Annotated in this window: 12 protein-coding genes; 5 read left to right on the top strand and 7 right to left on the bottom strand. The window is 41.9% G+C overall.

The genetic code is table 11. The features are described 5' to 3' along the window. Window positions 1–41: 41 nt before the first annotated feature. From IPP86_06520 to IPP86_06505, 4 genes are all read right to left on the bottom strand, one after another. Window positions 42–2,069 carry a T9SS type A sorting domain-containing protein gene (locus IPP86_06520; protein ID MBL0138172.1) on the bottom strand — a complete coding sequence of 676 codons (2,028 nt, stop codon included), beginning with the start codon at window positions 2,067–2,069 and terminating at the stop codon, window positions 42–44. Between the two features lie 154 nt (window positions 2,070–2,223). Beyond that, complete coding sequence (locus tag IPP86_06515) at window positions 2,224–3,255, bottom strand: acyltransferase (protein ID MBL0138171.1); 1,032 nt, start codon at window positions 3,253–3,255, stop codon at window positions 2,224–2,226. A gap of 849 nt (window positions 3,256–4,104) precedes the next feature. Beyond that, window positions 4,105–5,118, bottom strand: a complete 1,014-nt coding sequence (locus tag IPP86_06510) for a tetratricopeptide repeat protein (protein ID MBL0138170.1) — start codon at window positions 5,116–5,118, stop codon at window positions 4,105–4,107. A gap of 856 nt (window positions 5,119–5,974) precedes the next feature. Further along, window positions 5,975–8,473: a cation-translocating P-type ATPase gene (locus tag IPP86_06505; protein MBL0138169.1), complete on the bottom strand. Its 2,499-nt coding sequence runs from the start codon at window positions 8,471–8,473 to the stop codon at window positions 5,975–5,977. Window positions 8,474–8,631: 158 nt separating this feature from the next. On the opposite strand from IPP86_06505, the gene IPP86_06500 reads away from it, so the two are divergent. From IPP86_06500 to IPP86_06480, 5 genes are all read left to right on the top strand, one after another. Continuing rightward, window positions 8,632–9,342: a ComF family protein gene (locus IPP86_06500; GenBank protein MBL0138168.1), complete on the top strand. Its 711-nt coding sequence runs from the start codon at window positions 8,632–8,634 to the stop codon at window positions 9,340–9,342. A gap of 91 nt (window positions 9,343–9,433) precedes the next feature. Then, the gene (locus tag IPP86_06495; protein ID MBL0138167.1) at window positions 9,434–9,928 is read left to right on the top strand and encodes a GAF domain-containing protein; all 495 of its coding nucleotides are present in this window, start codon (window positions 9,434–9,436) and stop codon (window positions 9,926–9,928) included. Next, window positions 9,925–11,538 (top strand): Ig-like domain-containing protein, encoded by a 1,614-nt coding sequence (locus IPP86_06490; GenBank protein MBL0138166.1) that lies wholly within the window; start codon window positions 9,925–9,927, stop codon window positions 11,536–11,538. The genes IPP86_06495 and IPP86_06490 overlap by 4 nt, the downstream gene beginning before the upstream one ends. 117 nt (window positions 11,539–11,655) lie before the next feature. Continuing rightward, a complete protein-coding gene (locus IPP86_06485; GenBank protein ID MBL0138165.1) occupies window positions 11,656–12,807 on the top strand; it encodes a serine hydrolase in 1,152 nt (383 codons plus the stop codon). A gap of 121 nt (window positions 12,808–12,928) precedes the next feature. Beyond that, entirely contained in the window at window positions 12,929–13,390 is a 462-nt protein-coding gene (locus IPP86_06480; protein MBL0138164.1) for a hemerythrin domain-containing protein, read from the top strand. A gap of 116 nt (window positions 13,391–13,506) precedes the next feature. On the opposite strand, the gene IPP86_06475 is transcribed toward IPP86_06480, so the two are convergent. The 3 genes from IPP86_06475 to IPP86_06465 form a co-directional block, all read right to left on the bottom strand. Continuing rightward, window positions 13,507–15,240, bottom strand: a complete 1,734-nt coding sequence (locus IPP86_06475; protein ID MBL0138163.1) for an agmatine deiminase family protein — start codon at window positions 15,238–15,240, stop codon at window positions 13,507–13,509. Between the two features lie 16 nt (window positions 15,241–15,256). After that, a complete protein-coding gene (locus tag IPP86_06470) occupies window positions 15,257–16,057 on the bottom strand; it encodes an amidohydrolase (GenBank protein ID MBL0138162.1) in 801 nt (266 codons plus the stop codon). A gap of 280 nt (window positions 16,058–16,337) precedes the next feature. Beyond that, complete coding sequence (locus tag IPP86_06465) at window positions 16,338–17,492, bottom strand: methionine aminotransferase (protein MBL0138161.1); 1,155 nt, start codon at window positions 17,490–17,492, stop codon at window positions 16,338–16,340. Between the last annotated feature and the right edge of the window lie 39 nt (window positions 17,493–17,531).

The raw sequence follows: 17,531 nt of genomic DNA, 5'->3' as shown, positions 1-17,531 counted from the left end.
TTTTGTTTTTGGTAATGACCATGATTTTTTTACAAAAAAAACTAATTTAGAATTTGAACACGTTTTACGATTGTTTGCTTTTGTGTTCTTATCTGCAAAAAATAAAATCCAGGAGATAAATCCGATGTATTTATTGAAATGTTTTGCAGTCCCGGATGCAACTCCATTTGTAAATCTTCTCCTGTTAACCGTCCCGACAAATCGCTTAGTCGGAATGAAAACGTCTCCGGTTTTTCCAGATTCAAATTAATTTGAAATTGTCCGCGCGAAGGATTCGGGAAGATGGAGATTGTTTCATCTGTAATTGATTCATCAATACCGAGGATCAATGGCAATAAAGTAACCTGACGGATAGCTTCAATGCTATCTCCAAGATCATTGAAGGACAAGAGGCGAATGTAATAGGAACCGGCAGCAAGACCATGTGTGTTCCAATTTGCAAGCGTTGCATGTCTCACTTCATTGTAAATACCGGTATCAATCGGTGTCCAGAATGGTGCATTTGGGATCTGATAGTAAACTCCATACTTCGTAAAATTCATAAAAGAACCTTGCGGACCCTGATCAATCCAGACAGAGCCGGGAATATGTACAACACTATCCGCATAGGTCGCTGTGGGAGCATCCACCTGCATATACCAGGTTGTTGATCCGTCATTGGCAACAGGATCCGCGGGCAAACTGCTTTGCACAACGACCAGCAATGATTGCCCGATGGAAACCGCGCCGCCACTGTTGACTGAGCCGTAGCCAAAAACCATGATTCCGTTTTTCTCGCTACGGACGCTCGTGCCCACAGAAACATTTGATGCGAAGACAACTCCGTTTTCGCTCGCCCAGAAATAACCTCCGGAACCATCACAATAAAATCCGTTCGATGTAATTTGAGATCTTCCCATCGCGCCGACTTCACCCAGTATGCAACCACTGATGCTCGCTTCAGAAGAATCAAAAAGATAAACACTCCATGTTTGTAATTGTGAATTCTGAAGCTGCAGGTTTCTGTCTGCAAGCGGAGCAGTGAAATTGCTGTAGTTCGAATTGTTCACCAGTCCGGAGATGCTTACTGAATCCCCACGATTGAACCATAATCCAATTGCACGGATGGTCGAATTCGAAATACTTACATCCGAGCCATTCTCCGGCATGATGGCCCACATTACATCCGTACAGGTGTCGAGCTGAACGGAATAGCCAACACCCTGAATTCCGCTCACCTGATTATTGAAAATATAAGTGGCAACATTTGTTCCGGAAGGAAACTGATGTTGAATAACTGCTGTATCCGGCAAATGATGCCAGACCAATAATGTATTTGTGTTTCTGAAATTGATGTTGGAATTTCCGGTGCAAATGTATTCTCCACCGAGATTATTTCCGTCGCAAAAGAAATTCACGTGGTCATAAATTCCCGCTGTCGTCCAATCGGCATGATGGATGTTGTTGAAAGTAATTTCCGCATTTCCATATGCTACCAGGTTGTGCGACATTCCGCCAAAATCCAAAGTAGAATTTTGAATGTTCAATACAGCTGTGTCCACCACGAGAATGCTGCGTTGATAAAAATATTGCTGTGGAAAAAACAATATTGAAGAGTCGGCCCAAACTTGTCCATGACCGATCACATACAGATCTCCCAAAATTGTAGCATTTGCATGATCAAAAATCAAAACTCCATCCTGTAAAACGATAATCGGACCGTTATTAGCCCACACACCTGAAACACGCACAGTATCCCCTGGTAAGTACCCAACAATCAATGTGTCATTCATCATCCGGCTCAATCCGTTCAGGTGATGAATTTGCTGCAGATTACTTTTTGTGTGATCACTGTCCAAAACTTTTTTCATTCCAACAGACTCCTGTACATCGAGAGCTGGTTCTGATTGCATTTCATTTTCAGATTTAGTCTCCAAAAATGAGTTTCTAAGTTTTGAATTCAAATCCAAACCGGAAAGTAATGAAGCGCGTTTCGAAAAATTGGTTTGCTGTGCCATCACATCACCACACGCAAAAGCGCACAACCCTAAAATCATTGCTACCCAAAACCGTGTTTTAATAATTCTCATCCTGTATTTTAATTTAGCTATGAAATTAATGATTTTTATTCCCCAATGCACCACCTGATACTTTATACCTTATACCTTATACCAGCTAAGCATTCGACCAGTCAATCTTCAATCCTCAATCAAAAATCAGCAATCCTTAATCCTCAATCCTCAATCAAAAATCAGCAATCCTAAGGCTTTTCCTCTTCATCCGTATAAATTTCTCCTCCACAAATCGCCAGGAGATCCCTGCCAGGATCAGTGTGATGATGAGTGCATACAGAAACACAGCAGAATTTCCTGTATATCCTTTTTCAACAAACATATTGATGACCGGCATATGATATATATACGTTCCGTAGGACAAATCATTTCCATGAAGAATTTTCTTTGACAGCCACGGGATTGTGTAAGCCAGAGAGATCGTTAGTATCGCGAGGATTAGTTTTCCAAAAAAAGGTTTTGAAACAAAATCCGGCAGGAGGTAAGAGTACAAAATAAAAATCAGCAGCCAGATTCCCGCTTTCCCGTAAATGTAGGTTGACTTGTATGCTTTCCATCTTTGTAGCAGCATACCTGCAAGGAACATATAGAAATGTGGCAGGAATGTTACAGCAAGAAATTTGTTTTGTCTTTCTGTAAATGGGAGCAAAGAGTGGACAATAGCGAGGATGAAAAACAAAATCATCAACAACAGAATTATATTGTTTCCTTTTGGATTTCTCCGGATGAGTAAATACATGATCGGGAGCAGCAGATAAAATTGCAGTTCCACGGTAATGGTCCACAAACTTCCGTTTAGCACTCCCGTTCCATAGCCTCTGAGAAAATCAGGATTAAAGAACTGAACTATGCTAAACTGTCCGAGCAGCCATGGAAGGGTGACAGGATTGAGGAAGTTGACTCCACCAACGATGGATGCAGTGAGTATGGAGAATAAGACACAAACCCAAAGTCCGGGGAAAATGCGCAAAGCACGGTTTGTAAAATAGATTCGGAGATCCGGATTTTTTTCGAAGGATGCGGAGATCAGAAATCCGCTGATGGTAAAGAATATCGGGACGCCGGGAAATTTTTCGATAAACAAAAACAAAGTTCCCGTTTTATCCAGATGAAGATGATGAAATCCATGGCTGATCACCACTTGTATCGCGGCAAGGATTCTCAGTAAATCAAAATTGTTGATCCGTAAATCCTTTTCAGCCATAACAGATTCCCGGGAAATTTTATTCCGTTTCAAATGTAAAAAAAGGAATCTATTCAAAGCTTTGTTTGAAATGAATTTATAAGCTGGTTATAGTGATGGTGATGGAAATGACTAAATCTATTAAATAGTAGTTCTCTTCAGTGGATTATAAAATTTCTCGCAAAGACGCAAAAGGCGCAAAGGTTTATTTGAATAGTAGTTTCATCCATTCCAGTTCTATCTTACTGTACTCTGCTCTTTGCTGTCAAATACTTTTTTTGTTTATGCAAAAGGGAGGATTTCCTGGATACCAGAAAGAGTATTACCAAATTACCTAAAAGTTCTCATCGAGATGATAGTAGCAAGTTGGTGTGAATGTCGTCCAGTTCCCGCCTAAAGGACGTTGTTTCATTTTACCAAATATGTTTGGCGGGAACTGGACGACATAAACTTATATTTTGCGATCGTCATCTCGAAGAGATCTTTTAGGTCAATTGAGACAAAATTGGTTTCTTGTATAATAGGGTTGTCCTGTGTCTCTCCAACTCAAGGGCCAAGTCCGCGAGCAAACAAGCCTTCGTTAAAGACTCTGTCTAGGAGAAAGAATATTACCAAATGACCTAAAAGTTCTCTTCGAGATGACAGTAGCTAGTTCGTGTAAATGTCGTCCATTTCCCGCCGAAGGAACGTTGTTTCATTTTACCAAATATGTTTGGCGGGGACTGGACGACATACTCTTATACCAAGCGATCGTCATCTCGAAGAGATCTTTTAGGTCAATTGAGACAAAATAGGTTTCTTGTATAATAAGATTGTCCGTGCTTCGCCTGGGTTAGAATGAAGAGGGTTGTATTTTAAGGCTGTTCAAAATTACAAATTGTCCATCTCTGATTTTAATTGATTTATTTTTTCAACAAGTTTATTTCCATAAATCTTAACAGCGTTCTCGTAAGTTTGATTTTTTAAGAGACTCATAAATTTATTTCGACCTTTCCAGTTTATCAACATCTTTACAATATTTGCACCCAATGGATAAGTAATTCTCCAATTATAATTTTGAGGTGATTTCCAAATGTCTGCAATAGAATAATCATTTCCTGTGAGTTTTTTAAAATCAGAAAAATAATCACGAGTAGATAGTTGGAAGTAGACTGCAACGCCCTCAACAATGAGTTGGTTGACACATTTTATTTTTCCTGTGTAGTAATATATTGAATGAGTCAATTCATGACCCCATTCGTCATTCAGTCTGCCGTGAGTTAATGAGAAAGTTGGAAGTGTAAATGAACCTTCCAGTTCTAAAATACTTTCAGCAGCTTTTGTATCTGTCCAAATAAAATAATCAATCTTTTTAGGTAATTTAGCGTGAAAGAAGGAGTTAATTGTATCAAAAGCAAATTCTCTGTTTCTGATCCATTCATTTACATCAAAACCTATTGTGTCTTGAAAGTGAAAGTTTATGTTCTTTTTACTGATCACAATCCATTGGTTATAAAGAGTATCAAAACCAAATTTCACTAGCATAATTTCTGCCTCATAATTTAATAGCTTAGAAAAGTTGAGTGATTTGCATCGCTCTAAAGTAGTTTGTGATTCTTTATATTTGCCTATAGCGAAATATGAAATCCCTAAATTATATAACGTGTATTGTTTTAATTTTCCATCATTAAGCTCCGCATCTGCAGATTCATAGTATTCAATTGCTTTTGTATACAATCCATCTTTAAAACAATTGTTACCTTTCTTAACGAAATTTTTATAAATACAGTTGGTGTCTTTGTCGTAATTAACTGACTCGGTATTATCTATATAGGAATCCGGAATTTTTGAATAGGAAATATTTGAGAGTAAGTATAGAATTAAGATCAAAAAAATCTTCTTCATAGATCAAAAAATTTAATAGTTTTTTCTTCTTTCTCATATATGCAAGGTCTTTAGCGAAAACCTTTGCTTAATTGAAATATGTCTTTAAAAATTATAGAAGCCCTAGAAAGATAGAATTTATTAAATCTTTTTCCAAAGAAATATCGAAAATGATACTTGATTATTTGAAGTTAACAGCTAATCGCCAACTCAAGGGCCAAGCCCGCGAGAACACATGCCTTCGTCAAAGACTCTGTCTTGGAGAAAGAACATTACCAAATTACCTAAAAGTTCTCTTCGAGATGACAGTAGCTAGTTCGTGTGAATGTCGTCCGGTTCCCGCCGAAAGGACGTTGTTTCATTTTACCAAATATGTTTGGCGGGAACTGGACGACACAATCATATACCATGCGATCGTCATCTCGAAGAGATCTTTTAGGTCAATTGAGATAAAATTGGTTTCTTGAATAATAGGGTTGTCCTGTGTCTCTCCAACTCAAGGGCCAAGTCCGCGAGCAAACAAGCCTTCGTTAAAGACTCTGTCTAGGAGAAAGAATATTACCAAATTACCTAAAAGTTCTCTTCGAGATGACAGTAGCTAGTTCGTGTGAATGTCGTCCGGTTCCCGCCGAAAGGACGTTGTTTCATTTTACCAAATATGTTTGGCGGGAACTGGACGACATACTCTTATATCATGCGATCGTCATCTCGAAGAGATCTTTTAGGTCAATTGAGACAAAATAGGTTTCTTGTATAATAAAATTGTCCAGACTATCGCCAACTCAAGGGCCAAGCTCGCAGGCCTTCGTTAAAGACTTGGCCCAGCGTGAGACTCTGCGCCCTTTGTCCCGATGGGACGAAAAAAACCAAGTGACTATTAATGTTGCCCCAAAGAACCCTTGTTCCTCACCCTTTTCACCACTTCCACCCAAATAATCGAAACAAATGCAACTGCAACACACCAGCCAAGATCAGACGTTTCTACAGGAACAAACTGGAATAAATTTCTGACAGGAGCCAAATACAATGAGAGCGCCAGAATTACAAGAGTAAGGCCAATCATAAGCGGAATCAAATTGTTTTTTGTTTTCAATCCGGTTAACAATGAATCCGTTTTGGATCTGCCGGTAAGAGTCAGGAATATATTTGAGAAAATGAGCGCGCTGAAAACCAGCGTTCGTGTCATTGGTTCGGTATATCCTTTGTCAATCGAAAAATACATGATTGTCATTAAGCCAAGAGTTATCACGAGACCCTGGATAATACTCAGGTATAATTCTTTCCAGGTGAAAAATGTTGTGCTCATCTTTCTTGGCTTTTGTTTCATCGCGTCTTTTTCCATCGGTTCGTTTTCGAATGCGATGCTGCAGGTTGGGCCCATCACCAGTTCGAGAAAAATTACATGAATAGGAGAGAAGATGTTCGCGTATTTCCATCCCAGGATCAATGGAAGTGTCACAACGGAAATTAATGGAATGTGTATTGAGATAATATACTGAATCGCCTTTTTAAGATTTGCATAGATTTTTCTTCCCAATGAAATCGCAGTGACCATATTGCCGAGGTCATCATCAATAAGGATGAGCGAAGCGGCCTGCCGCGCAATTTCACTTCCTTTCTTTCCCATGGCAACACCGATGTGCGCGGCTTTCAAAGCCGGACCGTCATTCACACCGTCACCCGTCATCGCGACAACTTCGCCTGCTTTTTTCAGAGCAAGGATGACTCTCAATTTCGCGTCGGGAAGCATGCGGGAGAAAATGTTTACTTTTTTTACAGTCGTGTCAAGCTCTTCGTCCGACATACTCATGATTTCAGAACCTGTAATGACCTGATCGGAATTGTGAAATCCAACTTGCTCGGAAATACTTTTTGCTGTTGCAGGAAAATCACCGGTGATCATTTTTACTTCTATTCCGGCGTCGTGAAAATTCTTGATTACCTGTCTGCTGTTTTTCTTTGGTGGGTCACTAAAGGCGATCAGTCCGAGAAATACCCAGGTAAATTGCTCCTGATCCGCCGGCCATTCCCTGTTTTCATCTGTCGCTTTCGCGACGGCCAGGACCCTGTAACCATGGGAAGCCATGACTTCTACTTTTGAAAGTACTTTGGTCTGATCAGCCGCGGATAGTGTTGACTTTTTAATGATGCCTTCCGGAGCACCTTTGCAGGCGATGACATTTCGACCACTGTTGTTTTTGTACACATGTGTCATCATCGGGTGAATGCCCGACAAAGGATATTCATGCACCATCTGAAATTCCGCGGGTTTGATGGCGGGTTGCTGAGCGGCAAATGCTTCGTGGATCGCTTTCTCCATCGGATCGAAAGGGACCGGTTCCGACGCAAAGAGCGCGTATTCTATAACGAGGTGTGATTCTTCATCCGGTGATTTTGTTTCCAGTGAATAAAAGCTATCTTTCAATGGCTGATAGATTTCTACCAATGCCATTTTGTTTTCAGTGAGTGTTCCGGTTTTGTCTACACAAATGACTGTGGCGGATCCCAGTGATTCTACCGTTTGCGGATGTTTGGTGAGTACTTTGTTCCGAATCATTCTGTATGCGCCCAATGCCATGAAGGTTGAAAGCGCGACAGGGATTTCCTCGGGCAATGCGGCCATAGCCAGTGTGAGTCCGTGCAGTAATCCGTGTACAAGATCTCCGGAATCAATATAGTTGTATGCCCATACGAGCAGAAAGGCGATTCCTCCAATCACTGCCATGCGCCGTACAAACAACGAGATCTGTTTTTGCAATGGAGTTTTTTCTTTTTCAATTTCCTCCATGGATTGTCCGAGCTTGCCAAGACGAGTAGACGAACCAACAGCAGTTACTTTCGCATGCGCGAGTCCGCTTACGACAATGGTTCCTGCGTAGAGTAAAGCGTCCTCTTCATTCTTCACAACAGGCAATGATTCACCGGTGAGCATCGCTTCGTTGACGGAACAATCATTCGAGCTGATAATCGTAGCATCAGCGGAAATATGTTCTCCTTCTGAAACAATCATCAGATCATTGACGACCAGTTCTTCCGAAGGAATAGAGATCTTTTCTCCGTCACGGATCACAATGATCAATGGTTGTGTCATTTGCTTGAGAGCATTCGTAGCGTTTTCACTGCGTATTTCCTGGTAAATGGAAATACCCGCTACAATACCAATGGACGCAAGCATTAAAAATCCTTCTTCGTTCTCTCCGGTGAAAAAATATATGAAAGCCGCGACGATCAACAGAAGCATCATCGGCTCCTTGAATACATCATAAAAAATCCCAAGCGGATTCTTCTTTTTGGAATAAAGCGTATTCTTCCCGAATTGTTCGCGGGATTTCAATACTTCCTCCGGACTCAAGCCTGTCTTTTCCTGGATATGCATAGAGGATTCAAAAGTACTAAGCATACAGATAAACTGCATGATCCTGATCATTCTTTATTCTTAGAATAGACACCTTTTTTCGGTTTTCTTTTCATCAGGAAAGAACCCGCATATATTGGTTTTGGGAATGGATCTGTTTTTCTAATATTCCCAAAAAAATGTTTTTTAATCCCGTCTCTTTCCTTCATGAAAAAATCGATGATTTGCTTTGGCTGATCTTCCCTGAACTTTGCGCTGCTTGCGGAAAAGCCCTGATGATGAACCAGCGCTGTATTTGCACTCATTGTCGTTTTCATTTGCCCAGAACAAGATTTCATTTGCAGGCGGATAATCCGGTGGTGAAACATTTCTGGGGGAAAGTCAATATTGAAGCGGCTTGCGGCTATTATTATTTTTCCAAAGGTGAAAGAGTGCAGCAATTGATCCATCAATTGAAGTACAAGGGGAGAAAAGATGTTGGACTTTTTACCGGTGAATTATTCGGTTATGATTTGTTGAATACACCACCTTATTCTTCAGCTGATATTGTTGTTCCCGTTCCTTTGCATCCGAAAAAACTCCGACAGCGCGGATACAACCAGAGCGATTTTTTCGCCGAAGGCATTGCCACAGCGATGGGAATAAAATTCGGTCCGCATGTTCTGAAAAAAACCGAAGCCACCGAAACCCAGACCCGCAAACACCGCTTCGAACGCTATGAAAATGTGAACCGTGTTTTTGCTGTCCATGATGTCGCAGCGGTTGCCGGGAAACATGTGCTCCTGGTCGATGATGTGGTGACAACCGGATCGACATTGGTTTCCTGCGCGGAGGCCTTGCTGGATATTCCGGGAACACGAGTGAGCATCGGCGCTATGGCTTGTGCATGAGGTGCCCTTTAGATAAATAAAGCCTGAACCCGGCAGAAATTGACCTGAAAAATTCCCCAATAAGCCCTATCTTCGCGGAAGCTGAAATTCTATGTCAGAGAACATTAGTATTCCTACCGGATTGCCTAAGACTGAGGTCTATGCAGCTCTGCTTCCCCAGTTACATGCACTGGTGGAAGGGGAAAATGACACTATTGCGAATCTTGCCAATATTGTCGCTGCTCTCAAAGAAGCTTTTGGTTTTTTTTGGATCGGATTCTATTTTGTAAAACAGGAGAACGATCAAGAGGTTCTGGTACTTGGCCCTTTTCAGGGTCCCGTTGCCTGTACTCGTATCGGATTTGGAAAAGGTGTCTGCGGCGCTGCCTGGAAGGAAAGAAAAACGTTTGTTGTTCCCGATGTCGATCAGTTTCCTGGTCATATTGCCTGCAGCAGCCTTTCGCGTTCCGAAATTGTTGTGCCTGTTTTTGTAAATCAAAAAGTCGCGGGTGTACTGGACATCGACAGCACCGAACTTTCTACCTTTGATCAGGATGATGCGCTGGCATTGGAGGAAGTCGCGAAGCTTATTTCAAAGATCTTATGAGCAAAGCATTTCGTTCATTTTTAGTTCTCAGTGTTTTGCTTTGCCTTTTTTCCTGTGCCATTCAGGTTGCTCCGGGTGGTGGTGATAAGGATGTTAAACCTCCTGTGATCGAAAAAATGATCCCTGAAAATTATTCGACGGGATTCAACGGTCATGATTTTTCAATTCGTTTTGATGAATTTATCCAGCTGAAAGATATTCAGACACAATTGATCGTTTCTCCACCTCTTGCCAATCAGCCTGAAACCAAGGTGAGAAAGAAAACATTGTTCGTCCACTTTGATGATACTTTGCGTGAACATTCTACCTATACGTTCAATTTCGGAAACGCAATTCTCGATAATAACGAAGGAAATGTTCTGGAAAATTTTCAGTATGTCGTCTCTACCGGAGAGATTATTGATTCTCTTCAGGTGAATGGAAAAGTTGTAAATTCTTTTGACGGCAAAACTGAAAAGGGAATTCTGGTGATGCTCTATTCCGGGGCCGATGATTCCATTCCCTATAAAGAACGCCCTTTCTATTTTGGAAAAACAAATGATGCCGGTGATTTTAGTATCAAAAATATTTCTCCCGGATCCTACAAAATTTTTGCTCTTAAAACTGCCGGCAACGACTACCAGTACAAAGCGGCAGGCGAGAGCATTGCCTTCAGTGATTCGATGGTTGAAGCAGGAACAAGATCTCCCGATCTTCGACTTTTCACTGAACAACCGAAATTTCAGATTCTGAGATCGTATTCTGAGTATGCAGGTAAGGCAGTGATTGTTGCCAGTGGAGCTCTGGACACCTTATCCATGAACTGGATCACGGACACCGCCAAATTGGGAATCTATGCGCTCAGCTATTCAAAGAATAAGGACTCACTCAGTATCTGGTATAAAAATCTTGCCGCGGATTCACTGCAGCTTTCAACCAATTTGAATAACAAAACAGATACACTTTCGATTCGATTGTTTCGCTTCGAAGGAAAACAGAATATCAAAAATCCTTTTGTCTTCTCTTCGGATATTTCGGTGAGCATGATCCAGCCGCAGGATTTGCATTTACCGTTCCGCATACAATTCAATCATCCGGTAAAACAGGTGGATTTTTCCAAAATAGTTTTTCAAACCGACAGCCAACAGGTAAGTCCTTTGTCCATGAGTTTTGCCGACAGTATCCATCGCCAACTGGATTTCCATACGGTTTGGAAGGAAGCAAAATCCTATCATTTGTTTATTCCTCCCGGAACAATTGAAGACATTTTCGGCCTGAAAAACGATTCGCTCCTGCTTGATTTTCGTACCCGGGAACTGACCGATTACGGAACCGTCGCCATACAGTTTAGTGGTGTGAGTGATGGCTCGTCAAGCATCTTACAACTGGTCGATGAAAAGGATCAGCTCTTCCGAGAAGCATTACTTTCGAAGGATTCTCTGGTTCAGTTCCAGAATTTGTTGCCGGGAAGCTATCGTTTAAAATTAATCAGCGACGGAAATAAAAATGGCAAATGGGATCCGGGCAATTATCTTAAAAAGGTGCAGCCGGAAGAGGTTAGATATTACCCCGACCTGATTACCGTTCGGGCCAACTGGGACGTGGATGTGAAGTGGAACCTGAGTAAATAGGTCCAAATTCCGGATCCATTGACCGGATTTTTCTTCTGTTTTTTTTGTAAAAAAATCCCTGTGCTAACAGGATTCTCCATAATTTTGAATACCATGGAAAAGAACAACAGACAAAATATGATTCTTCAAAAACTTCTTTCTTTTATCAATAACAGGTTTACCAGAATCATTTTCCTTTTTTTTCTTTTAATGACAGTATTTTCCGGCTGTAAAGTTGGTCGGTTTGTCTGGTATAATTTTTCAGACATTACTGATTACAAGATCTTCCCGAGTCGTCCGCTTCATAAGTCAGCAGCTCCTTTTCATTTCATTGAAGCGGTTCAAAATGAAAATGCAGAGAAACGAATCACCATCGAGAATTATGCCCATGAGAAAATGGACATGAAAACATTTCTCGAGAAATCACCGACAGTAGCTTTCCTGGTGATCCGTAACGACAGTCTTTTGTATGAAAGGTATTACCGTGATTACGAAGCGGGATCTCCGGTAGCTTCATTTTCGATGGCGAAATCTTATGTTTCCGCATTGATTGGTATCGCGATCGCGGAAGGAAAAATAAAAAGCGAGGATGATCCTGTTGTCAACTATATCACGGAGCTCAAAGGAAAAAAGGGATGGGACAAAGTTACTATTCATCATTTGTTGCAAATGGCTTCGGGTGTAAAATTCGGCGAGGGCTACAATACACCGTTCAGCGGAGCGGCATCATTTTATTATGGCCGTACTTTGCGTAAAAGTATCGCCCGCCTCAAGATCGAAAAGGAACCCATGTCGGGTTTCGATTACAAAAGTGTAAATTCCGAATTGCTTGGACTGATCATCGAACGCGCGACAGGCAAACACATGACGGAATATCTCGATGAAAAAATCTGGCAGCCTCTGGGAATGGAATACGATGGCAGCTGGAGCATTGATAAAAAAGACAATGGACTGGAAAAAGCGTTTTGTTGTATCAATGCGAAAGCCCGGGACTTCGCGAAGTTTGGACGTTTGTATCTGAACAAAGGAAACTGGAACGGACAACAAATTGTTCCTGCTGATTGGGTGCAGAAAAGTCTGGCCATAAACACAGAGCCCGGAACCGATTGGTATTACAACCGTCAATGGTGGCTTGCTTCAAAAGAAGACGGCGATTTCTCCGCTGTTGGTCATCTCGGACAATACATTTATGTATACCCCAAAAAGAACCTTGTCATCGTTCGACTCGGTGTAAGCAGGGCAAAAGAAGAATGGATCAATATTCTCCGCCAGGTCGCGAAACAATTCTGAATGTAAAAGAAAATAATCACTCCAATCTTTATACCTTATACTTTATACCTTATACCTAATACCAGGTATTAAGTACAAAGTACCAGAAATAAAAGTACACAGTACTTAAACTCCCGTAACAATGAACGCTCCCATCAAACGTCACCCGGCATTGATTCCTCTTTCACACGATCATCAGACAGGATTGCTTCTGGCTATGATTTTGAAAAAAGAAACACCACAGTATCGCGGCATGCCAGGCACGACGGAAGGGAAATTGCAATTGTTGCAGCAGCGTTTCGAAGAAGAACTGAAACCACATTTTGACAAAGAAGAGAACATCCTTTTCCCTTACATCACGGGCCGTCTCGAAGAAATTGATTTGTTGATTGATGAGCTCATCGGTGAACACAATACACTTCGTTTTCTGATCCAGGAAGCCAAGCCCGGTCCCACGCTTTACGATGACATCGACAAAATCGGCAACCTCCTCGACGATCACATCCGCAAAGAAGAACGCCGGCTCTTTCAACTCGTCCAGGCAAATTTTTCCGAGGAAGAACTTTTAGAAATCGGAACGAGTCTGGAGAAGGAAAGTAAGTGATTGCATAATTCTCAATAGGGGAATAGCAAATATGTTCTTACTGCACCGAGCATCCGAGAACCACCTTCTCTGCGCCCTTTGCGCCTAAACCTTTGCGCCCTTTGCGCGAAAAAAAATCACCTCATCACAACCTTCTCCTGAAATACACCCTCCGGCGTCTTTAACTCAATCAAATAAATCCCTGAGTTGAGGGACGTGGTATTGACGAGAAAACTTCTTTCGCCCTGAACATTTCCATTAAAGATCGAAAGCACATCCTGTGATAAAATATTTTTCAGCGTGATGCTGCAGTTCGTCATCCGGTCTGTTTTTACGGGTACTACAAAAACTCCCTGTGAAGGATTAGGATATGCTGCACCGAGATAAACAGTATTGCCTTTCTGAACAGTTGTAATGCCTGTGTTCAACAAAACATTGAATTTCCAATAGCCCGCAGGTGCAGGCAATGGACGTACCTGGTGTTTTCCGGAAACTGCATTCGCTTCGATATAATAATAAACCGTACTTCCCGCCACTTGCGCTGGAATGGAACCGCTCCAGGTATTGTCGGCAGCGCTGGTTAACGTCATCGCGGTGCTTTGATAAGGCTGAAGTGTATCTGTACGGTAATAAATATTCGCGTTCGCGATTCCGGAACGATGTTGTATCCTCGCGTTTACTGTGTATGAAGATATAGTCGAGTAGGTATCTCTGAGCGACTGATGGACGATGAGCAAAGGATCCGCAGCGGCAACTTCTTTCGTAATGCAATGGATCGCGCCAAGACTTGGAATGATAGCATTGCAATCGATTCCCACCACGCGATAACCCGGCATGGCTTCTCTCCAGATTCTGAGAGCAGTAGTATCGTATTGCTCATCATAAATCGGAAGGATGACAGTTTTGTTTACAAAGACAGCATTGGCGTAAGTTCTGTAATCGCCGGCCTGGTTAGGATACAATCCATTCGCGTCAGGAGGCATGGGAATACGGATGACTTTGTACGGTGTGCCAAAGGGAGAATTGTAAGTGTTCAAAACAGTTTGCAGATTGGATTCAATCATTGGTCCGTCAGCGATGCCTGTAGGATATTCGCCGACAAGCAATGTTTCCTCATCGAGCAACTTCATGTGCATATCGATGTGATGAATATCGTCATAAGGAAGGGTATTCATTTTTATATACCTGTTGATGCCCATGAATTGTTTCATGATCGTATCAATCTCCGGGATCGTATGTCCGGGATTTTCATCGACAATCAGGTTGGAAGAAAATCCTGTTCCTAAACCGTCCGCCATGAAATTTCCACCCGTATGAATCAGATCTGTCGGCGCGACAGTGGTCTGATACATCGGAAGTCCTGTATAGCGTTCAATAGCGGAAGGAACGGTATCGTCTTTTGGTCTTGGACGATTGTAGATCCAGTCGATCAGCGCCAGCGAGTCCACATCGTTCGAATAAATATTCCATGGACCATAATCCCTGCACCAGATGGTATTGAAAGGAGCAAGGACATAATGCACATGTGTCAGCGGAATGCCGTTTAGTGTCAGATTATTTTTCACCGTCGCCGAATCGGTACAAACGATATACACTTCCGTTTCATCCACAGCATAGCGTACAATTTCTTTCAGGATCACAGGATAAGAAACCCAGGCGATGATCAAGGCGTCAATTTCTTCCCATTCGGCGGAAGCGCGTACCGGTCCGGTGGGAGCAGTGGTGATGCCATCTGTTCTGTATTGAGAAATCTGACGGAGATAATCCGGCATTTGTATTTTTTCGGAATCGCTGATTTTGTGAGCAGACGATTGAGGAAATACAAAGGCGGGAAGAATTCCCAACAAGAGGATGGCGAATATTTTTTTCATTTTCTGATGTAAGCGCTTAAGGTTTTATTTCAAAATCATCCGCGTCTTCAGCGAATGCGAATTGTTGGCGGAAATCAATCAATGGCTGAATATCAAGGCTGATGGTTTCTGTTTTTTCTTTTCCGGGTTCAAAATTGCTCATCACATTTCCTTTGAAATCGATGGCCATGGAATCTCCGGAATGCAACATTTCGTTTCCATCCGCACCGACACGATTGAGCCCGACAACATAGCTTTGATTTTCGATCGCGCGGGCGGGGAGAAGTGTTTTCCAGGCTTGTACTCTGCGTTCCGGCCAGTTGGCGACGTAGAGGAGGAGATCGTAATCAAAATCTTTTTTTCTGCGTGACCAAACAGGAAACCGGAGATCGTAGCAGATTAGCGGATAAATTTTCCACCCTTTCCAGACCATTATCCACTGGTGTTTTCCTTGTGTGTAAGTATTTTCTTCTCCTGCGAGACGGAATAAATGTCGTTTGTCGTAATGATTGAAAGAACCATCCGGTCGCATCCAGATGAGGCGGTTGTAATATTTTTTGTCTTCTTCAACGATAATGCTCCCTACAATCACAGCCTGTTTCTGAAAAGCCATTTTGCGCATCCACTGAACAGTCACACCATCCATCGCTTCCGCGTTAGCCGCTGCATTCATCGTGAAACCCGTACTGAACATTTCCGGCAACACGATCAGATCGGTGTTTTCTTCGATGTCCTGTATCTTTTGCGTGAACATCTCAATATTTTTCTCCGCTGATTCCCAGTGCAAGTTTGACTGAATCAGCGACACACGCAGAACAGGAGAAAATGTATTTGGCATCTTTCAAAAATAAAAATTCCCGGTGTTTTTATTAAGAAAAATCAGGAATCGTGAGTGTTAAAATGGAACTTGTACACAAGGTACTAAAAAGAGCATGAATATTATATCAGAGAATCAAACCAGGTAGAAAGTACACAATCAATTCTTGACAATTTAGATTCAGAATGAAATATTTTGAATTTTTTGAGTTGATCATTCTCTCCAATTCCAAATAAGCTGTTTCAAAAAATTACTCCCAATTGTGACAAATGGGAGTTTTCCGGTAACTGAAATATTAGTTTTAAACCTTCCTCAACCTCTCCGCGGCCATTTCCAAAGTCTCATTGGTTTTAGCAAAACAAAAGCGGAGGAGTTTGTTGTCGATGGGTTCGTGATAAAAAGAAGAAATCGGAATTGAAGCGACTTTGTATTGTTTGGTCAGACGAACCGCGAAATCGGTATCTTTTTCACGTGTGATATCGCTGTAGTCGAGCAATTGAAAATACGATCCGGTGGCAGGTTTGAATTTGAATTTTGAACCACTGAGCAATTTTAAAAAGTAATCACGTTTCTCCTGGTAGAATTTTGGCAGTTCCAGATAGTTTTTATTCTCCATGAAATCCGCCAGCGCGTATTGGATCGGAGTGTTACTGCTGAATACCACAAACTGATGCACTCTCCTGAACTCCATCATTAATTTTTCCGGAGCGAGACAATAACCCATTTTCCATCCTGTAGTATGATAAGTCTTACCGAAAGAAAACACCACAAAACTCCGTTCCGCCAGTTTCGGATAACGCATTACACTTTCGTGCTGAAGTCCGTCAAACAAAATATGTTCGTACACTTCATCGCTCACTACCGTAATTTCAGATTGAGAAGTGATTTTTTCCAGTTCTTTCATGTCCTTCTGTGTCCACACAGTTCCAGCCGGATTGTGCGGAGTATTGATCAGGATCATTTTCGTACGTTGGCTGATCACTTTTTTTACGGCATTCCAGTCGATCGTATAGTCAGGGAATTTCAAAGCCACATACACCGGAACACCACCTGCAAGTTCAATTGCGGGCACATAGCTGTCATAAGCCGGTTCAAGTACAACCACTTCATCACCTTCGCGAATCATGGCTGTAATCGCAGTGTAAATGGCCTGTGTGCCACCACTAGTAATGGTAATCTCGGTATCGGGATTGTATTTCGCTCCATACAATGCTTCCGATTTTTCAGCGATGCGTTCACGCAGCGGTAAAATCCCCTGCATCGGAGCATATTGGTTGAAGCCTTTTTTCATGTACTGATTCACGAGTGAAATCAGTTCTTCCGAAGCTTCAAAATTTGGAAAACCCTGTGAAAGGTTGATGGCCTTTTGCTCATTCGCAAGTGCCGACATCACCGTGAAAATTGTCGTTCCCGCTTTGGGTAATTTTGATTTGATGGGATTCGGATATGAAGGCATACAGGATAATCGCTTGAAAAAAAATAATCCGTTACAAGG

The organism is Bacteroidota bacterium, from assembly GCA_016720935.1.
In the GTDB taxonomy this organism is placed as follows: Bacteria; Bacteroidota; Bacteroidia; order AKYH767-A; family 2013-40CM-41-45; genus JADKJP01.
The sequence above is the reverse complement of the archived record's forward strand: the minus strand, read 5'-3'. Positions and strand labels throughout refer to the sequence as shown.

What these genes read in the sequence shown, in the direction of transcription:
- IPP86_06465 (MBL0138161.1), bottom strand. Translation starts at nt 17,492, where the DNA reads ATGCCTTCATATCCGAATCCCATCAAATCAAAATTACCCAAAGCGGGA.
- IPP86_06505 (MBL0138169.1), bottom strand. Translation starts at nt 8,473, where the DNA reads ATGCATATCCAGGAAAAGACAGGCTTGAGTCCGGAGGAAGTATTGAAA.
- IPP86_06515 (MBL0138171.1), bottom strand. Translation starts at nt 3,255, where the DNA reads ATGGCTGAAAAGGATTTACGGATCAACAATTTTGATTTACTGAGAATC.
- IPP86_06470 (MBL0138162.1), bottom strand. Translation starts at nt 16,057, where the DNA reads ATGCCAAATACATTTTCTCCTGTTCTGCGTGTGTCGCTGATTCAGTCA.
- IPP86_06485 (MBL0138165.1), top strand. Translation starts at nt 11,656, where the DNA reads ATGATTCTTCAAAAACTTCTTTCTTTTATCAATAACAGGTTTACCAGA.
- IPP86_06510 (MBL0138170.1), bottom strand. Translation starts at nt 5,118, where the DNA reads ATGAAGAAGATTTTTTTGATCTTAATTCTATACTTACTCTCAAATATT.
- IPP86_06495 (MBL0138167.1), top strand. Translation starts at nt 9,434, where the DNA reads ATGTCAGAGAACATTAGTATTCCTACCGGATTGCCTAAGACTGAGGTC.
- IPP86_06520 (MBL0138172.1), bottom strand. Translation starts at nt 2,069, where the DNA reads ATGAGAATTATTAAAACACGGTTTTGGGTAGCAATGATTTTAGGGTTG.
- IPP86_06480 (MBL0138164.1), top strand. Translation starts at nt 12,929, where the DNA reads ATGAACGCTCCCATCAAACGTCACCCGGCATTGATTCCTCTTTCACAC.
- IPP86_06475 (MBL0138163.1), bottom strand. Translation starts at nt 15,240, where the DNA reads ATGAAAAAAATATTCGCCATCCTCTTGTTGGGAATTCTTCCCGCCTTT.
- IPP86_06500 (MBL0138168.1), top strand. Translation starts at nt 8,632, where the DNA reads ATGTTTTTTAATCCCGTCTCTTTCCTTCATGAAAAAATCGATGATTTG.
- IPP86_06490 (MBL0138166.1), top strand. Translation starts at nt 9,925, where the DNA reads ATGAGCAAAGCATTTCGTTCATTTTTAGTTCTCAGTGTTTTGCTTTGC.